The 16,034-nt window shown below is 67.3% G+C and carries 15 protein-coding genes, 4 tRNA genes and 1 pseudogene; 8 read left to right on the top strand and 12 right to left on the bottom strand.

The features are described 5' to 3' along the window. A pseudogene (locus ACYVAQ_RS14075) lies at window positions 1–129 on the bottom strand (pyridoxal 5'-phosphate synthase lyase subunit PdxS); the annotation flags it as partial. Between the two features lie 71 nt (window positions 130–200). Here ACYVAQ_RS14075 and ACYVAQ_RS14080 point away from each other — a divergent pair. After that, the gene (locus ACYVAQ_RS14080; RefSeq protein WP_460790614.1) at window positions 201–956 is read left to right on the top strand and encodes a hypothetical protein; all 756 of its coding nucleotides are present in this window, start codon (window positions 201–203) and stop codon (window positions 954–956) included. An 8-nt stretch (window positions 957–964) separates the two neighbouring features. On the opposite strand, the gene pgsA is transcribed toward ACYVAQ_RS14080, so the two are convergent. The 9 genes from pgsA to ACYVAQ_RS14125 all read right to left on the bottom strand — a co-directional run bounded on the left by pgsA (window position 965) and on the right by ACYVAQ_RS14125 (window position 7,361). Then, on the bottom strand, window positions 965–1,642 hold the full coding sequence (gene pgsA / locus ACYVAQ_RS14085) for a phosphatidylinositol phosphate synthase (RefSeq protein WP_460790616.1): 678 nt from the start codon (window positions 1,640–1,642) through the stop codon (window positions 965–967). 10 nt (window positions 1,643–1,652) lie between these two features. Then, window positions 1,653–2,177: an HIT family protein gene (locus ACYVAQ_RS14090; RefSeq protein WP_460790618.1), complete on the bottom strand. Its 525-nt coding sequence runs from the start codon at window positions 2,175–2,177 to the stop codon at window positions 1,653–1,655. Next, entirely contained in the window at window positions 2,174–2,878 is a 705-nt protein-coding gene (locus ACYVAQ_RS14095) for a TetR/AcrR family transcriptional regulator (protein WP_460790620.1), read from the bottom strand. Before ACYVAQ_RS14095 ends, ACYVAQ_RS14090 begins: the two co-directional genes overlap by 4 nt. Before the next feature lie 28 nt (window positions 2,879–2,906). Continuing rightward, entirely contained in the window at window positions 2,907–3,884 is a 978-nt protein-coding gene (locus ACYVAQ_RS14100; protein WP_460790622.1) for a hypothetical protein, read from the bottom strand. 1 nt (window position 3,885) lies between these two features. After that, complete coding sequence (gene thrS / locus ACYVAQ_RS14105; RefSeq protein WP_460790916.1) at window positions 3,886–5,868, bottom strand: threonine--tRNA ligase; 1,983 nt, start codon at window positions 5,866–5,868, stop codon at window positions 3,886–3,888. A 105-nt stretch (window positions 5,869–5,973) separates the two neighbouring features. Next, window positions 5,974–6,909, bottom strand: coding sequence for a matrixin family metalloprotease (locus tag ACYVAQ_RS14110; protein WP_460790623.1), 936 nt, complete (start codon window positions 6,907–6,909; stop codon window positions 5,974–5,976). Window positions 6,910–7,074: 165 nt separating this feature from the next. Next, window positions 7,075–7,149, bottom strand: a tRNA-Val gene (locus tag ACYVAQ_RS14115). 20 nt (window positions 7,150–7,169) lie between these two features. Continuing rightward, window positions 7,170–7,240: transfer RNA gene (locus ACYVAQ_RS14120), tRNA-Cys, on the bottom strand. A gap of 48 nt (window positions 7,241–7,288) precedes the next feature. Further along, window positions 7,289–7,361, bottom strand: a tRNA-Gly gene (locus ACYVAQ_RS14125). Window positions 7,362–7,493: 132 nt separating this feature from the next. On the opposite strand from ACYVAQ_RS14125, the gene ACYVAQ_RS14130 reads away from it, so the two are divergent. The 3 genes from ACYVAQ_RS14130 (at window position 7,494) to ACYVAQ_RS14140 (ending at window position 8,931) form a co-directional block, all read left to right on the top strand. Beyond that, a complete protein-coding gene (locus ACYVAQ_RS14130) occupies window positions 7,494–8,321 on the top strand; it encodes an aminotransferase class IV (RefSeq protein WP_460790625.1) in 828 nt (275 codons plus the stop codon). Window positions 8,322–8,358: 37 nt separating this feature from the next. After that, window positions 8,359–8,430, top strand: a tRNA-Val gene (locus tag ACYVAQ_RS14135). A gap of 255 nt (window positions 8,431–8,685) precedes the next feature. Continuing rightward, on the top strand, window positions 8,686–8,931 hold the full coding sequence (locus ACYVAQ_RS14140; RefSeq protein WP_460790626.1) for a hypothetical protein: 246 nt from the start codon (window positions 8,686–8,688) through the stop codon (window positions 8,929–8,931). A 526-nt stretch (window positions 8,932–9,457) separates the two neighbouring features. Here ACYVAQ_RS14140 and ACYVAQ_RS14145 read toward each other — a convergent pair. Then, window positions 9,458–10,762: a restriction endonuclease gene (locus tag ACYVAQ_RS14145; RefSeq protein ID WP_460790628.1), complete on the bottom strand. Its 1,305-nt coding sequence runs from the start codon at window positions 10,760–10,762 to the stop codon at window positions 9,458–9,460. 199 nt (window positions 10,763–10,961) lie between these two features. Here ACYVAQ_RS14145 and ACYVAQ_RS14150 point away from each other — a divergent pair, with 199 nt between their 5' ends. Then, entirely contained in the window at window positions 10,962–11,345 is a 384-nt protein-coding gene (locus ACYVAQ_RS14150; RefSeq protein ID WP_460790630.1) for a DUF3846 domain-containing protein, read from the top strand. Here the strand turns inward: ACYVAQ_RS14150 and ACYVAQ_RS14155 are convergent. Next, window positions 11,342–11,803 (bottom strand): very short patch repair endonuclease, encoded by a 462-nt coding sequence (locus ACYVAQ_RS14155; protein WP_460790632.1) that lies wholly within the window; start codon window positions 11,801–11,803, stop codon window positions 11,342–11,344. The two genes, ACYVAQ_RS14150 and ACYVAQ_RS14155, sit on opposite strands and share 4 nt — an antisense overlap. A 233-nt stretch (window positions 11,804–12,036) precedes the next feature. On the opposite strand from ACYVAQ_RS14155, the gene ACYVAQ_RS14160 reads away from it, so the two are divergent. From ACYVAQ_RS14160 to ACYVAQ_RS14170, 3 genes are all read left to right on the top strand, one after another. Continuing rightward, the gene (locus ACYVAQ_RS14160; protein WP_460790634.1) at window positions 12,037–13,176 is read left to right on the top strand and encodes a DNA cytosine methyltransferase; all 1,140 of its coding nucleotides are present in this window, start codon (window positions 12,037–12,039) and stop codon (window positions 13,174–13,176) included. A 41-nt stretch (window positions 13,177–13,217) separates the two neighbouring features. Further along, a complete protein-coding gene (locus ACYVAQ_RS14165) occupies window positions 13,218–14,360 on the top strand; it encodes a NaeI family type II restriction endonuclease (RefSeq protein WP_460790636.1) in 1,143 nt (380 codons plus the stop codon). A gap of 523 nt (window positions 14,361–14,883) precedes the next feature. Next, the gene (locus ACYVAQ_RS14170; protein ID WP_460790638.1) at window positions 14,884–15,936 is read left to right on the top strand and encodes a DNA cytosine methyltransferase; all 1,053 of its coding nucleotides are present in this window, start codon (window positions 14,884–14,886) and stop codon (window positions 15,934–15,936) included. The last annotated feature ends 98 nt before the right edge of the window (window positions 15,937–16,034 follow it).

Genomic DNA, 16,034 nt, shown 5'->3' on the forward strand with positions numbered 1-16,034 from the left:
GTCCTCGGCGATCTTGGCCTGCTCCGGGGTGACCACATCCATGATCACGCCACCCTTGAGCATCTCCGCCATCCCCCGCTTCACGCGGAAGGTGCCGATGCCGGACTGCGGGTTCTGCTGGTCGCTCATGGGTCCGATCCTACGACCGTTGGGGTGCCAGCACCCTGCCGGGGCAGCCTCCCGCTGACTACTCTCCACTCATGCCAGACCGGCCGATCCGGTGGACGGGCGCGATCCCATTCGTTGTGCTCGCGGCGGCGTTCGCGCTGCTCGCGACTTTCGCGCCGGCGAAGGGCGGCCCGACGTCGGTGCTGATCATGAGGCTGATCCTCGTGGCGTTCGCGGTGGGCATGATGGGCATGGCTGTGTACGTCGTCCTCAGCGACCGTGATCCTGAGCCAGAGGTGCCTCTGCCGTCGCCCGACGCGGTGGTGGTGCGCAGACCACGCAAGGACGTGTACTTCGCCATCGCGGTCGTGATCGCGCTCTCACTCGGCGTCGTCGTGATGGCCATCTGGACTCCCTGGCTCGGCAGTGGTCCGGCCCTGACGGTCCCGCAACGTTGGGTGGCGGGCGGGGGTGGCATCGCGTGTGCGGCTGGCGGGATACTCGCTGGGCGGATCTGGCTGGCGGAGTCGCTCACCATCGACGACGTTCGCCTGGTCCACATCGTGCGCCGCCGGACCTATGTCGTCGACCGCGCCGGGCTCGTGCAAGCGGCGTCGTACATTCCGCCCGACCGAGTGCCGCGGCTCGCGCTGCTCGGCGAGAGTGGTCGACCGCTCGTGATCTTGCGGCTCGGCGACTGGGAGCCGAGCCTCGAAACGCTGATCGCCGAGCGCTGGCAGCTACGGGTCCCGTACCACCGGGATGTCAGTCGGCGCGACATGCAGCAGCTCTACCCGACGATCGATTGGCCGCGTCTGGAGTTCACCCGCGGCAACGGAGGGCCCTGATGGTGCGCTCAATCCTCCGGAGCAACCTCGACGGCAGCCTCCTCGGCCGCCTCGGTGACCGCCGCGAGACGGAGCTCGGTGTCGCGCGCGACGCACTGCCGGTAGACCTTCAGGATCCGGAAGAAGACGGTGTACGTCGAGGCCGCGGCCAGCGCCCAGAGCGTGACGTACATCAGGATCGGCAGGTCGAAGAGCGCACCCAGACCGGTCATCACCAGCGTCGACACCAGGCGGTCCGCGCGCTCCGCGAGACCGCCCTTCGCGTCCATGCCGAGCGACTCGGCCTTGGCCCGCGCGTAGGACGTCACGTTGCCGGCGACGAGCAGGTAGAGGGTGAGGCAGAGGTAGAGCCGGTTGTCGTCGGGGCCGGCGAAGTAGAGCACCAGGCCGCCGAAGATGGCCGCGTCGCCGATACGGTCGAGCGTGGAGTCCCAGAACGAGCCGAAGGTGGAGACCTGCCCCGTCGTACGGGCCATGTAGCCGTCGATCAGGTCGCTGAAGACGAAGGCCGTGATCACCAGGACACCGATGAGCAGGTGACCGGTCGGGAAGAAGACCAGGGCGCCGGCCGAGACCCCGAGGGTGCCGACGAAGGTGACCATGTTGGGGGTCACCCCGAGCCGGATCAGCAGGTGGGCGACGGGGGCCCAGATCTTGGTCCAGGTGGCGCGGAACCGTTCGAGCACCTGCCGAACGCTACCGGGACCAGGCCCCGATCAGCAGATCGCGGGTGTCCTCGAGGACCTGCGGCAGGACCTTCGTGCCGCCCACCACGGTCATGAAGTTGGCGTCGCCTGTCCACCGCGGGACGACGTGCTGGTGCAGGTGCGAGGACAGCGACCCGCCGGCCGCCCCGCCGAGGTTCAGCCCGACGTTGAACGCATCGGGCGACGACACCCGACGGATCGCGACCAGCGCCGCACGGGTCAGCCCCGTGAGCTCGTCGGCCTCGGTGTCGTCGAGGTCGGTCAGGTCGGGCACGTGCCGGTACGGCAGCACCATCAGGTGGCCGGGGTTGTACGGGTACAGGTTGAGCACCACGAAGCAGGTGCTCCCCCGGTGCACGACCAGGGTGTCGTCGGTCGAGGTCGCGGGGTCGGGCGTGATCCGGCAGAAGGGGCACATCGGCTTCGCCGGCACCTCGTCGACCTTCTCCTCGCCGCGCACGTAGGCCATCCGGTACGGCGTCCACAGCCGCTCCAGCCCGTCGGGGTCGGTCATTCGGCCCCGCTCAGCGGCGTGAGGAGCTCGGCCACGGGCAGGTCGGGCAGGCTGATGCCGCGCGACAGCGCCATGCCGTTGATCTGGACCCACACGACCTCCGCCATCATCGCGATGAACTCGTCCACCTGCGGGTTCCGCTCGGGCCGCCCGAGCCACCGCCGTACGCCGGCGAAGACCCCGCCGATCATGGCGAACACCCACGGTTCGAGGCCGGCGATGTCGTTCTCGCTCAGCCGGGCACCGAGGGCCGCGACGACCACGTTGATGATGTCCTCGACGCCAGCAGCGATCTGCTCCATCGCCTCGGCGATCGGGCTGGGCCCCCAGTCCGCGAGGTCGCGGTCGGCGAACCAGAACAGCGTGGGGTGCTGCACGGTCCAGCGCACGAAGCCCTCGATGACGTTCGCGATGATCTCCTCGGGAGTGCCGTCGACGGACAGCGCCGAGAGCAGCACCAGACCGATCCGGTCGCAGATCGTGCGCTGCACCGCGCGGTCGAGGTCGGCCCGGTCCTCGAAGTGCCGGTAGATCACGGTGCGGCTGAGCCCGGCCTGGTCGGCGACGGCCTGGACCTGCACCTCGTCACCGGGCGACTGCCGCTCGAGCACGGCGACCGCCGCGTCGACGATCAGCTGGCGACGCTGCTCGTTGTGCTCCTGCCAGCGCACCTGCCGCCCATCGGGCTTGGCCTCGGCCATCACGCCTCCGTTCGGACCACGCGTGTGGTCAGGTCTGATGGAACCACGTGCTGAGGTCACCGGCGACCCCCGGGCACACGATGTCCCGGTCGCGACGCTGCTCGACCCACTGGCCGAGGATGGCCGTGCCGCCCTGGATCGACCAGTCGGCACCGCACCGGTTCAGCGCCTCCGCGGCCGACGTCTGGCCGGCGGCACGCCACTCGGGCACGTCCGCGCCGAGCTTCAGCCCGCCGACGATGCCGGCATAGATCGTCGGCGTGCTGTAGACGCCGATGGTGTAGCCGGCGTCCTGGTAGCCCTTGACCGCGCCCTGCACGACGGCGGCGTTCTTCTGCGCGTTGTTCGCCGGCCAGTCGAAGTCGGGGACGTTCTCGATGTCGAGCCACACGATCGGCGTCGCGAGGCCCGCGAGCCCCATGGAGCCGACGTTGTACGTCGCCTGCTGGTAGCCCACGTTCTTCAGCCGGCCGAGCTCGGTCGAGGCGTCGTACGGTCCGGCGGCGCCGTACGTGCGCAGGTCCGCGGCGCTCGGGTACGTCACCACCGAGTAGGCGGCCAGCTTGAGCCGGTGGATCTTCACCCACTGGACCTGCGACTTCAGGCACGGGTTGCGCACGAAGCCGGGTCCGTTCGTCAGGCCGACCACCACGAACGAGGCGTCCGGGAGCGGCATCGGCTGCCCCGTCGACCGCTTCTGCGGGATCCCCATGCCCGGCGAGCACTGCGGCCAGCTGACGTCGCCACCGGTGGTGGCGCCGGCGGTGATCGCCGTGGGCGTCTGGGTGGTCGGCGCGCTCGTCTGGTTGGCCAGCGACTGGGCCATCGACGCCAGCGCACCGGCGTCGGTCGGGACCTCCTGGCCACCCGGTGCGGCCGATTGCACGGCCTGGGTCGCCTGCTGCGTCGAGCGCGCGGTCGCCCCCGAGCCGCCCGCTCCGGTCGACGGCGACCCGCACCCACCGAGGAGGAGCACGGCTCCGACCACGGCGACCGTGCGACGCACGTCAGACCTGCTCGCGGGACTGCACCGCCGTCACGACGCGCTCGATGGCCTCGGCCACCGGTACGCCGTTGTCCTGGCGGCCGTCGCGGTAGCGGAAGCTGACCGCGCCCGCCTCGACGTCGGCGTCACCGGCGATCACCATGAACGGCACCTTCTGCAGCTGCGCGTTGCGGATCTTCTTCTGCATCCGGTCGTCGGAGTCGTCGATCTCCACGCGGATGCCCTGCTTCTTCAGCTGGGCCGCGACGTCGTACAGGTAGTCGACGTGGCGCTCGGCGATCGGGATGCCCTGGACCTGGACCGGGGCGAGCCACGGAGGGAACGCACCCGCGTAGTGCTCGACGAGCACGCCGAGGAACCGCTCGATCGACCCGAACTTCGCGGAGTGGATCATCACGGGCTGCTGCTTGGAGCCGTCCGGCGCGGTGTACTCCAGGCCGAAGCGTGCCGGCTGGTTGAAGTCGTACTGGACGGTGCCCATCTGCCAGGTGCGACCGATCGCGTCCTTGGCCTGGACCGAGATCTTGGGCCCGTAGAACGCCGCGCCGCCCGGGTCCGGCACCAGCTCGAGGCCGGACGCGGTCGCGACCTGTTCCAGGATCGCGGTAGCGGTCGCCCAGTCCTCCTCGGAGCCGATGAACTTGTCCTTCTTGGCCTCGTCGCGGGTGGAGAGCTCGAGGTAGAAGTCGTTCAGACCGAAGTCGCGCAGCACGCTGAGCATGAAGTCGAGCAGGTGCTTGACCTCGGCCGGCGCCTGCTCGGGCGTGCAGTAGGAGTGGCTGTCGTCCTGGGCGAAGCCGCGGACCCGGGTCAGGCCGTGGATGACACCCGACTTCTCGTAGCGGTAGACGCTGCCGAACTCGAACAGCCGCAGCGGCAGCTCGCGGTAGGAGCGCCCACGGCTGCTGAAGATCAGGTTGTGCATCGGGCAGTTCATCGCCTTCAGCTGGTAGTTCGCGCCCTCGAACTCCATCGGCGGGAACATGGTGTCCGCGTAGTGCGGCAGGTGGCCGCTGGTGTGGAACAGCCCGTCCTTGCTGATGTGCGGAGTGCCGACGTACGAGAAGCCCTCGTCGATGTGGCGCTGGCGGACGTAGTCCTCCATCTCGCGCTTGACGACACCGCCCTTGGGGTGGAAGACGGGCAGGCCGGAGCCGATCTCGTCGGGGAAGCTGAACAGGTCCAGCTCGCGACCGAGCTTGCGGTGGTCGCGGCGCTCGGCCTCCTCGAGCCGCTCCAGGTAGGCGTCCAGCTCCTCCTTGGTCGGCCAGGCGGTGCCGTAGATGCGCTGGAGCTGCTTGTTCTTCTCGTCGCCGCGCCAGTACGCCGCAGCGCTCCGCATCAGCTTGAACGCGGGGATCCGCTTCGTGGTGGGCAGGTGCGGCCCGCGGCAGAGGTCCTTCCACGCGACCTCGTTGTTGCGGTTGATGTTGTCGTAGATCGTGAGCTCACCGGCTCCGACCTCGGCGCTCGCACCCTCGGCCGCGTCGGCGGCGGAGCCCTTGAGGCCGATCAGCTCGACCTTGTAGGGCTCGTCGGCGAGCTCGACGAGGGCGTCCTCGTCGGTGGTGACGCGACGGGAGAACCGCTGGTTCTCCTTGATGATCTTGCGCATCGCGGTCTCGAGCTTGGCGAGGTCCTCGGGCACGAACGGGGTCTCGACGTCGAAGTCGTAGTAGAAGCCGTCGGTGATCGGCGGGCCGATGCCGAGCTTGGCCTCCGGGAAGACCTGCTGCACGGCCTGCGCCAGGACGTGCGCGGTGGAGTGGCGCAGGATGTTCAGCCCGTCGGGGCTCGCGATGTCCACCGCCTCGACGGTGTCGCCCTCGGCGAGCTCGTAGGAGAGGTCCTTGAGCGTCTCGCCCACGCGGGCGGCGATCACGTCGGGGGCGTCGGCGAACAGCTGCCAGGCCTTGGTGCCCGCCTCGACGCTGCGCTTCTCCTCTCCGGCTTCGGTGCGGACGAGGATGTCGAGGTCTGGCACGGCAGTCACCTTCACGTCGTACGGCGGCCCCTACGGCTGGGTCGCTCTCTTGCCGACGACTCTACCGAGAGGCGCCGTGCCTCCGCGCGCGGATAGCTGAGTTCGTCAGGCGGCGCAGGGCCTGCCCGCGCCGACCGCCCGCAGACCGGCGAGGTCGCCCGCGCCGTACCGGTGCGTCCGGCGGGTGGCGTCCGGGTACATGATCTCGGACCGCGACCCCACGTGCTCCAGGCCGACGACGTGACCGAGCTCGTGCAGCATGACCTGCCCCCAGTCGACGGCGCCGCTGGCGTGGAAGCCGTGACGCAGGTGGGCCGTGCGGTCGAGCACCATCTCGCCGTCGTCGTAGTAGCCGCCGAAGCCGGTGGTGCTGATCGCGCTGCCGACCTCGCTGCCGGACAGCGATGCGACCTGCCGCGGTGTCGCCCAGGAGATGAGGAGGTCGACGCCCGCGGACGGGGCGCCGCCGCGGAAGGCGATCTTGCGCGTAGTGCCGCGGTAGGAGAACTGCAGACCCGTCGCCGCCGACACCCGCCGGATCGCCGCCTTCACGGTCCGCAGCGAACCGGCGTACCCACCGGGCGTGAACTTCCAGGTGATCGTGCCGCAGGGATCCCAGTAGCGCTCGTCGGCGTACCGTCGGAACGTGGTCCTGCTCCCCTGCGGGACGTAGCCGGCGCTCACGTCGTAGCCCAGCTGCTCGTCGGACAGCGCTCCGGTCGCCGCGTCGGTGGACGAGACCCGCACCGTCCGGTCGCCGATCCACCAGGTCGGTACGGCGGCCCGGTAGCTGCCGTCCGCGCCGGCGACGACCGTGTCCAGGTGCTGCCACGTCCCGGCGCGACGCCATGCGAACGCGACGCGCGACCCCGGTGTCACCTCACCTGCGACCTCCATCGTCCCTCCCACCCGGACGACCCTGCGCGAGAGACGCGCGCTCAGCGGGACCGATGCGGAGGCCGGTGCCGGAGCCACGGTGAACGCGGAGGTGATCACCGCGAGCAGGACGGACAGGCGCAACCAGAACTTGTTCTCATTCATGACAGTGCGTAACGCTAACTGACAGCTAGCGATCTGCTAGCACGTTCGCCGTGTGATGCTACTCACCAGTAATATTCAGTCTCTCGTAGGCGCCATTCGGCCGGGCCCTGCGCCGGCAGAAAAACGAAAGTGCCCCGGAACCTCAGGTTCCGGGGCACTCTCTGGTGGTGGGCGATACTGGGTTTGAACCAGTGACCTCTTCCGTGTCAAGGAAGCGCGCTACCGCTGCGCCAATCGCCCTAGCTTGTTGAGTTGTTACGAGGTGGGTACGGGATTTGAACCCGTGTACACGGATTTGCAGTCCGTTGCCTCGCCTCTCGGCCAACCCACCGCGGTGGTCACGATCTGGCCGGGGTCAGCCAGTGGTCTGACCACTCCGAGCGGACGACGAGACTCGAACTCGCGACCCCGACCTTGGCAAGGTCGTGCTCTACCAACTGAGCTACGTCCGCATTGCAGCCGATCACGTTCCGTTTCCGGCCCGTTCCCTGCTGCGTCGAGAACATTAGCCGATCCCCCAGATGCCGCCAAAACGGGGTCCACTTCGGTGCGTCGCGCCGGCTGGGCAGCCCTAGAGTTCAGCCATGCGTGCGTGGGTGAACGGGAGTCTGCTGGCCGATCCGACGAGTCCCGCGGTGCCCGTGACGGACCACGGGCTGACCGTCGGCGACGCGGTCTTCGAAGCCGTCAAGGTCATCGACGGACAGCCCTTCGCCCTCGACCGCCACCTGGCCCGCCTCGAGCGGTCCGCCACCGGCCTCGGGCTCGTCGGCCTCGACCTCGACGAGGTACGCCGAGGGGTCGCGGACGTGCTCGCGGAGGAAGCGCTCCCCCTCGGCCGACTGCGCATCACCGTCACCGGCGGCAACGCGCCGCTCGGATCGGGCCGCGGCGACTCTCCGCTCACCACGGTCGTGGTCGCGGCACCGATGGCGGCCGCCGCCGAGTCCACGGCCGTGGTGACCGTCCCGTGGCCGCGCAACGAGCGGAGCCCGCTGGCCGGCCTGAAAACCACGTCGTACGGCGAGAACGTGGTGGCCCTCGCCCGCGCGACCGAGCGCGGCGCCAGCGAGGCGATCTTCACCAACCTGGCCGGCAACCTCTGCGAGGGCACCGGCTCCAACGTCTTCTACGTCGTCGACGGCGAGCTGCGCACCCCGACACTGGCCAGCGGGTGCCTCGCCGGCGTCACCCGCGACCTGGTCCTCGAGTGGTTCGGCGGCCGTGAGGTCGACGAGCCGACCGAGGTCTGCGCGAATGCTGACGAGGTCTTCCTGGTGTCCACCACACGCGACGTGCAGGGCGTCCACCGCTGGGACGAGCGCGATCTCCCGGCGCCCGGACCGGTCACCCGGGAGGCGATGGCCGCCTGGCGGGCGAACGAGCCGTCACTCCTCCACCCACCGATGTGAACTGGCGGCGAACGATGCGTTAGAGTCGCCACCGCGCGGGTGATTGGCGCAGTGGTAGCGCGCTTCGTTCACACCGAAGAGGTCACTGGTTCGAACCCAGTATCACCCACCGAGCAGAAAACATCCCCTGACCTGCGGAGACGCGGATCTGGGGATGTTTCGTTTCCGCTGTTTGCCTACATATTGCCTACAAGATCTGCCGCCGCGCACCGGACGACGAACGCGATCAGGCCTGGCAGAACCGGTGCGAGTCGGTATTCCGGCCTGTCAACCTTCGAGGTGAGCGGGCCAACTCGGCAGCCCACTGGCAGCGGCAACAACCAGTCGACGCAGTTGTGTCGCTCCTTCATGCGATGCTGTCGGCATGCAGGTGATCTACACCGATCTTGACAGTGGTTGGCAGATGGTTCGCGAGGGCACAACGTTGCGGGAGGTGCGGGACAATGGCGACGAGACCTTCATCTTGAGCAACCTCGCACCCCTCGAGACCGTCGAGTACCACGGCTCAGAAGTGGACAAACGAACTGGCGGCCAGTACTTGGTTTTGTCGATCAACGGCGCCTACCCCAACGACGTTGTCGAGTGCGAGTCATTCAGAATCATCGCCTGAGACCAGCTTCTTCTTCCGAGCAGGCAACGATGACGGTTTCCCATGGCAGGCAAGGTCTCGGTCAGTGTGGCCGCCCGTCGAGCCACTCGAGGCACCAACACGTGCCGTGACCGCTACCGAGCACCGAAGGCCTTCGCCGAGCGGCCCGAACTAGTGCCGCGCGACGTGAATAACTAGATGGCTGGTGTTCTGAAATGACGGGGCCATGGCCAACTGTCCTGCCCCTACTCTCACGCTTTGATGGAGATCGGGAGGAGCTGGAACGCTGGACCCGTTCGGACAGGGTCAGCGCTCGTTCGGCGAAACGGACGCGCATCGTGTTGCTGGCCGCCGACGGGGGACGAACACGCGGATCGCGGAGTTGACCGACTCCACGGTGACCACGGTGTGAATTGGCGCGGGCGCTATGGTCAGGACAGCGAAGCCCGCCTGCGGGGTAGCGTTAGGCACGGGCTTTAGCGCCGCCTGTCGTGAGGGTCGACTTCGTGGCGACCGAAGACGTCGATGCCACCTGAGGTCCACAGCACTACGTCGACAGAACCTCTTCGGGCCGTCGATGAGTCACGGCCGTTCCGTAGCCGTCGACGGTCGACTCCAGAAGCGCATCCAGGTCGCCGCCGTAGTTGGCCTGGGCCATCTGCCGCACCGCCGTCGCCAACGTGCCGCCCGCGATCAGGACCACCGGGTATTGATCGTCGATGATCTCGACCTGTGCCTGGCGCGAGAAGGAGCCCGTGGTGACGTACACGCCGATCCAGCCGCGCCGAAGTCGAGCCACGACCCGAGCGACCTGCTCCGGGGAAATCGACGAGGTGGGCGTGACGCACTTCGCCTGACCGAGGACGACCACCGGTGTGCTCGCGGCGAGTGACCCCATGTCGATCCTGCCGATGAAGTCCACGCCTCCATCTCCGGAGGACCGCGATAGCCACCCTTCCTTGTATCGAGCTCCCGATTCACGGAGTACCTCGGCGGCGACACGCGACGCCAGGAGCTCGAAAGCGTGCTTCCGCCCGTCGTAGAAGTCGTAAACCTGACGAAGCACGGCCGCCTCGGGGCTGCCGGGAATCGGCTGCTGATCCTTGCTGGACCGGACAGCGCTGGCCAGAACTCGGCGTCTGACGCCCGGAACTGCGACACGCCCCTGCTTTACCCAGCGAGCCCACGACTCGGGAGCATGACGGAGCGCTTGCTCAGCTGTCAGCTGCGGATCCCGTCTGTCGTCGATCCATCGCAGGTCGATGCCGTCGACTTCTCCACCTGAGACGACAGCGAGGTCGAGGGCGAGGTTGGGGAAGCTCCGTCCAGTCTCCGGATCCCGCTGAACGACGTGCTCGAGGCGTTCGATGATCGCCGCGCCGCAGAACTCGACGTGGCCCTTGACGATCGCCCGTCCTTCACGATGAACCGTGACACTCCGGAAAAGCAGCAGCGGCGGGGCGAGGAGGCGTTCGTCCCGGCTTGTTCCTGCATGGAGGCGAGCAGCCTCCAGGAGGAGCCGGTTGCCCTTGGTGGCCCCAGGAAGTCCGACGGTCCCGGGCTTGTGGTCGCCGAAGTACCGGACGTGTCCATGGTCGAGGTCGAACTCGTCGTGCCAAGGGTTGGTCTCGTGACCCGCCTTCCACGGACTCGATCGGATGGCGATGAGCGCTCGCCGGCCCCCGTCAGGTCCGATGACTTCGGCCGGCGAATTGATGCCCGCTTCGAGCATCACCATGGGACGGCCGAGATCACCCGGGCTCATGAGCCAGTGGTAGTTCAGGAATCCGTCATGCTCGACGTCTAGCTGGTTCGCCTTGCGGGCGTAGCGGAGCTCGTCGTGGATGTACAAGTGGCGTGGACTCGGGTCCCCCGAAGGCAGCGGCCATACGAACTCAACTCGTGTTCGATCCACCTGCCCCGCCTCTCGCTTCGCGCCAGTGGCACCACGCTACCGACGGATTGCGCGGGCATGCGGCAGAACCGGACGCTCGTCCGCAGTACTGCGGTCGGTTCGTGGACTGTGAACATGGGGCGGAGATGATTCCTCAATGTCATTCGACCCAACCGCTCCCGTGCTGGCGCTCATCATCGAGCCGGGTGATGAGGTCGCGTCGTTGCGACCGGTTGAAGCGAACGCGCCGGAGGCCATCGCGAGGATCGTCGAGGGCAATGTGGAAGCGGTTGAGATAGACGGCGGGGCCGTGCTGTGGCTGAACGAGGCGGGCAAGAGCCTCGGGCTCCCTACGAACCTGCTGGCGACCAAGATCGCTCACCGCCTCCACGCCGGCTTGTTCCCCGACGACACGATCAGCGGAAGAGCGCTCATCGTCGGCGAAGCTCCCGGACCGACCGGAGATCTCGTCAGCGGTGACCTTCCGCAGGCAACCCTGGACGCTCTCGGCATGGCGAGCGTTCGAGTGGCGTCGGGCTAAGACGCGTCTGCCTCATCGCGCGAACCCGCATCGCCGGTTCTGCGTTCTTGGACTGCGACGATGATCGCTTCGGCAATCTCGTGCGCCGATTCGTGCTCCCAGAATCGAAGCACCAGCCAGCCGCTCTCGCGGAGTCGCTCCGATGTGTCGACGTCTCGCTCGCGGTTGCTCTCGACCTTCTCTGCCCAGTAGCTCGCGTTGGCTTTCGCCACCGTGTGGTGGTCGGGACAGCCGTGCCAGAAACACCCGTCGATGAAAACCGCCACCTTGACCCGAGAGAAGACCAGATCGGCGCGACGGTTCAACGAGGCGACCGGACGGAGGTCGACCCGGTAGCGAAGTCCCCGGGCGTGCACGATGCGCCTGACCGCCATCTCGGGTGCGGTGTCGCGACCGCGATTGGCCTGCATCGATCGGCGCGTCGCTTGGGACGTGGCCCAAGATGAAGAATCGGGCATCGCGACGACCTCCTCCGAGTCCCGAATGTACGCCGTCGGCCCGCCATGGACGCCTGCCCGGACTCGCTCTCCACAGGAGCGCTCCCGCCACTCGCACTCGCCGCCGCCCGACCCTGACCATACGAACCATGAAGCCAGTCGACGCATCTCCCGAGCCGATTCCCACCCGTCACACTGATCACGCCACGGCGTTGCTACCGAGACTGTCGGCGGCAAAACGTAGGCTACGGTCCATGACCAATCCGACCGTGATCGACCTGTTCGCAGGGTGCGGGGGCATGACGGTCGGGTTCCACAGCGAGGGCTTCGAGCCGGTGCTCGCCGTCGAGTGGGATCGACACGCCGCTGCGACGTACGCCGCCAACTGGGGCGAGGATCATGTGATCGCCGGCGACATCGCCGCGGTCGAGAAGCGTCAGATTCCGCTCGCCGACCTGATGATCGGCGGCCCGCCATGCCAAGGTTTCTCCAACCTCGGTTTGAAGAAGCTGGACGACCCCAGAAACCAGCTGTGGCGCGAGTACATGCGCTTCATTCAGACGGCGAAGCCACAGGTGTTCGTCATCGAGAACGTCGACCGCTTCTCGAAGTCGCCGGAGTTCCAGATGCTCCTCGACGAAGTCGATCACGGCATCCTCAAGAACTACGAGATCTCGTTCGGCGTCCTCAACGCGGCCGACTACGGCGTGTCGCAGCGCCGACGTCGAACCATCGTCATCGGGTCGCGAGTCGGGAAGATCGAGCTTCCGGCAGCCACCCACGCACGCACTCCAGAAGCCGGATCCGGCCTCGCTCCATGGCGGACCGTCCGCGACGTCATCGAAGGTCTCCCGGCCCGCCCGGACTCGACAGAGCTGCCAGAGTCCGTGACCGAGTTCTTCAACGAACCAATGCCGGGGGTCTTCAAGGGACTCGACATCCACTTCCGTCGCAACCCGAACCAGCTGTCCCTCGACCGGTACTCGTTCGTGCCGCCCGGCGGTGGTCGATTCGACGTTCCTGTAGAACTCCTCCCCCGCTGCTGGCGAGAGAAGCCGACGGGAACGACCGATGTGATGGGACGGATGCGCTGGGACGCTCCGTCGCTGACGATCCGAACCGAGTTCTTCAAGCCTGAGAAGGGCGCCTACCTCCACCCGCAGTGGGTTCCCGGCCGCCAACGACGCGGAGACGACTCCAAGTACATCAAGGGCGACCCGAGGAAATCGGTCGACCGTGTGATCACGCACTACGAAGCGTCGCTGATCCAGGACTTCCCGAAGGACTACCTGTGGGTGGGCACGAAGACCGCCATCGCGAAGCAGATCGGAAACGCCGTTCCGTCGGGCCTCGCGCGTGCGATCGCGAAGCAGGTTCGTCCCTTCATCGCCTGATCAGCACACGGGCGGCGCGGCTGTCCTGACAGACTGCCGAGGTGACCCAGGACGCGCTGCCGCTGGACAACGAGCCCACCACGGCCAGCCAGGACTCCCGAGCGAGGGCGATCCGCCGGCGCCGCAACACGTTTCGGACCCACCCGGCGCCGACGGATCCGATGGGCAAAGTTCCGCGCGCATGGTCGCTCCGTGGAGGGCCGCAGCAGCCGGTGCCAACTGACCTCGCCGAGATCGTGGATTGGTTCGAGCAGGAGCCGGACGCCCGCGAGCGGTTCCGCTGGGCGCTCCGCGACTCTCTGGACGAGCTGCTCGACGGGCAACGAACGGGCCGCTGGGCATACCAGCACCTCTCGAAGACGGAGAAGACCTACCTCGGCACGGCAGTCGAGGTGAACTTGACGAAGGAGTTCGAGTTCGCGAACGGCGACGACCTCGACTGGCGCATCGCCGGCCGAGACGTCGACTGCAAGTTCTCGAAGGACATGGGTGGTTGGGAGATCCCCATGGAGATGTATCGCTGCGACGACCACGAGGACCGGCAGGGCAAGGCGAACCATCCGGCGCTCGTGGCATGGATGAACGACGACACGAGCCGATGGGCGGCAGGCCTGCTAACGATCACCGACGAACGCCTGCGGTGGCGGACCGACAAGACGACCGGGGACGTGCGGCGTGCCTACAACCGGGACAACAAGCGCCGCCTCGCCGACGCGGCGGCGGCAGACATCTACTGGCTGTGGGGCGGCCTTCAGGATGACCTGCCGCGCAACCTGCTTCTGCACATGGAACCCGCTGCCCGTGACCGGATCTTCTCGTTCCCGCGGTCGGGACAAGCCCGCGTGAACCAGTTGTTCCGCGAGGTCCAAGAGTCGATCGTCAGCAGGCAGATGGTGCTGACCGTGGCTCAGCAGGACGACGCCCCGAAGCGGGCGAGAGACGCGCGCCTGAAGCTCCAGAACGAAGGCCTCTTGGTCCTTGGGCACCAAGAGACCCACCCACGGGTTGCCGCCGCGCTGGGACTCCCCGTTCCCGTCAAGGGCGAGTGGATCGCTGTAAGGGTCGTGCCTGTCGAGCCGACAGACAGTCGCCCGTTCTTCAGCGCGGCCGAACAGCGCTGGGCGCGAGCCCAGCGTGAGGAGCCAGTGACTCCGGCTCCCAAGCTCGACATCGTCTGGACCTGAGACCTGATGCCAGTCGCCGTAGAGATTGGACGCCCGTCCGGCCGAACAACACGACCGCCGAACCCAAGAGCTTGACGGCATCCCAGGCCAACAGCAGCACCAGCAGGTGGAGAACTCCAGGCGCCCCTGCCTCGATAGCGAGATCTACCGCGCGAAGCGCGAGTAGGCAGCCCACCGCAAGACCGGCGTGAACCGTCGCGGCCCGCACGGTCGGCGCGGAGGCTCGCGCGTGCCGAAGAAGGCGATTCGTTGGGGCGTGGCGCTGAATGAAGCGGTGCACGACGATCACGGCCAAGACGACCGGGACGGAGATCAGAAGCAGCATCGATTCCTCCTCGATGGACTCGTCATCACCACGTGTACGCGTGACACAGATCAGCCGAGGGCGTGGCACAACATGCCTGTGGACGAACGGCGGGCGGGAGCATCTGTAGGACCTGGATGGCTCACCTCCGCGCGAATCGACGTTGTTCGAGTGGCGCGCCGCCGTCGCTCGCACGATGCGTGGAACTAGCCTTCGCGCATGCGGAGCCTGCGGATCATCGACCTATTCGCGGGGTGCGGGGGCCTGACTGCAGGCTTCCACGAGACCGGAAGGTACGAACCAGTTGCGGCGGTCGAATCCGATCGGCAGGCGGCTGCGACGTACGCCCAGAACTTCGGCGACCACGTCCACGTGGGAGACATCGCCGCCTGGGCTGCCGTCTCGATGCCACGAGCAGAGGTCGTAGTCGGCGGACCTCCGTGCCAGGGATTCTCTGCGCTTGGCCGACGCGATCCGAACGACCCGCGCAACAAGCTCTGGCGACACTATGTCGACGTACTCACTCGTGTTCGCCCGGCATTCTTCGTGATCGAGAATGTTCCGCAATTCCTTCATTCGGTTGAGTTCGATCGTCTGAGGCGCGAGACCTCGGCGCGCGGGAGGTTGGCTAAGTACGCACTCGAGCCCTTCGTTCTGAACGCCGCCGACTACGGCACGCCCCAGGCACGAAAGCGCGCCGTCGTTATCGGTCGTCCTCGAGAGCTGTCGCCTGTCGGCCCACCGCCGGTGGGGCAACAGCGCGTGTTGCGCGAAGCGTTCCCAGCTTGGTTGGACGCTCGTGTGGACGCCAACGACCTTCCAGTCAGGACGATCGAGTTTCGCGGTCAGGTCATGCCAGGACCGTTCAAACTCACGGACCTTCATTTCACTCGAGCGGTTCCGCCGCTTTCGATGGCTAGGTACCGAGCGATCCCGCCTGGCGGGAGCCGCTTCGACCTTCCCGACGAGCTACAGACGCCCGGTTGGCGCAAGCACACTCGAGGGGCGGGCGACGTTATGGGCCGGCTCGCGTGGAACAAGGCCGCGGTGACGATCCGGACGGAGTTCTTCAAACCTGAGAAGGGGCGGTTCCTTCATCCAACCGAGCATCGACCGTTGACGCACGCCGAAGCCGCCCTCATTCAAGGATTCCCGGAGTCCTTCGCGTGGTGTGGCACGAAGGCCGCGATCGCGCGGCAGATCGGCAACGCCGTTCCTGTGCCGCTCGCTAGGGCCATTGCCGAGCATCTCGCGAAATTCATCGCTATCTGACCCAAGGCACTGCCTTGCTGGAGCGGGACTTTTGTCGAAGCCACAGTTTCTGTCGGTGGTATCCCCTAGATTCGCAACGTCGGTCGACGGGCGGTTCA

The sequence above is a fragment of the Nocardioides maradonensis genome (genome assembly GCF_054777115.1).

What these genes read in the sequence shown, in the direction of transcription:
- ACYVAQ_RS14080 (WP_460790614.1), top strand. Translation starts at nt 201, where the DNA reads ATGCCAGACCGGCCGATCCGGTGGACGGGCGCGATCCCATTCGTTGTG.
- ACYVAQ_RS14090 (WP_460790618.1), bottom strand. Translation starts at nt 2,177, where the DNA reads ATGACCGACCCCGACGGGCTGGAGCGGCTGTGGACGCCGTACCGGATG.
- ACYVAQ_RS14130 (WP_460790625.1), top strand. Translation starts at nt 7,494, where the DNA reads ATGCGTGCGTGGGTGAACGGGAGTCTGCTGGCCGATCCGACGAGTCCC.
- ACYVAQ_RS14170 (WP_460790638.1), top strand. Translation starts at nt 14,884, where the DNA reads ATGCGGAGCCTGCGGATCATCGACCTATTCGCGGGGTGCGGGGGCCTG.
- ACYVAQ_RS14160 (WP_460790634.1), top strand. Translation starts at nt 12,037, where the DNA reads ATGACCAATCCGACCGTGATCGACCTGTTCGCAGGGTGCGGGGGCATG.
- ACYVAQ_RS14150 (WP_460790630.1), top strand. Translation starts at nt 10,962, where the DNA reads ATGTCATTCGACCCAACCGCTCCCGTGCTGGCGCTCATCATCGAGCCG.
- ACYVAQ_RS14140 (WP_460790626.1), top strand. Translation starts at nt 8,686, where the DNA reads ATGCAGGTGATCTACACCGATCTTGACAGTGGTTGGCAGATGGTTCGC.
- ACYVAQ_RS14110 (WP_460790623.1), bottom strand. Translation starts at nt 6,909, where the DNA reads ATGAATGAGAACAAGTTCTGGTTGCGCCTGTCCGTCCTGCTCGCGGTG.
- ACYVAQ_RS14155 (WP_460790632.1), bottom strand. Translation starts at nt 11,803, where the DNA reads ATGCCCGATTCTTCATCTTGGGCCACGTCCCAAGCGACGCGCCGATCG.
- ACYVAQ_RS14095 (WP_460790620.1), bottom strand. Translation starts at nt 2,878, where the DNA reads ATGGCCGAGGCCAAGCCCGATGGGCGGCAGGTGCGCTGGCAGGAGCAC.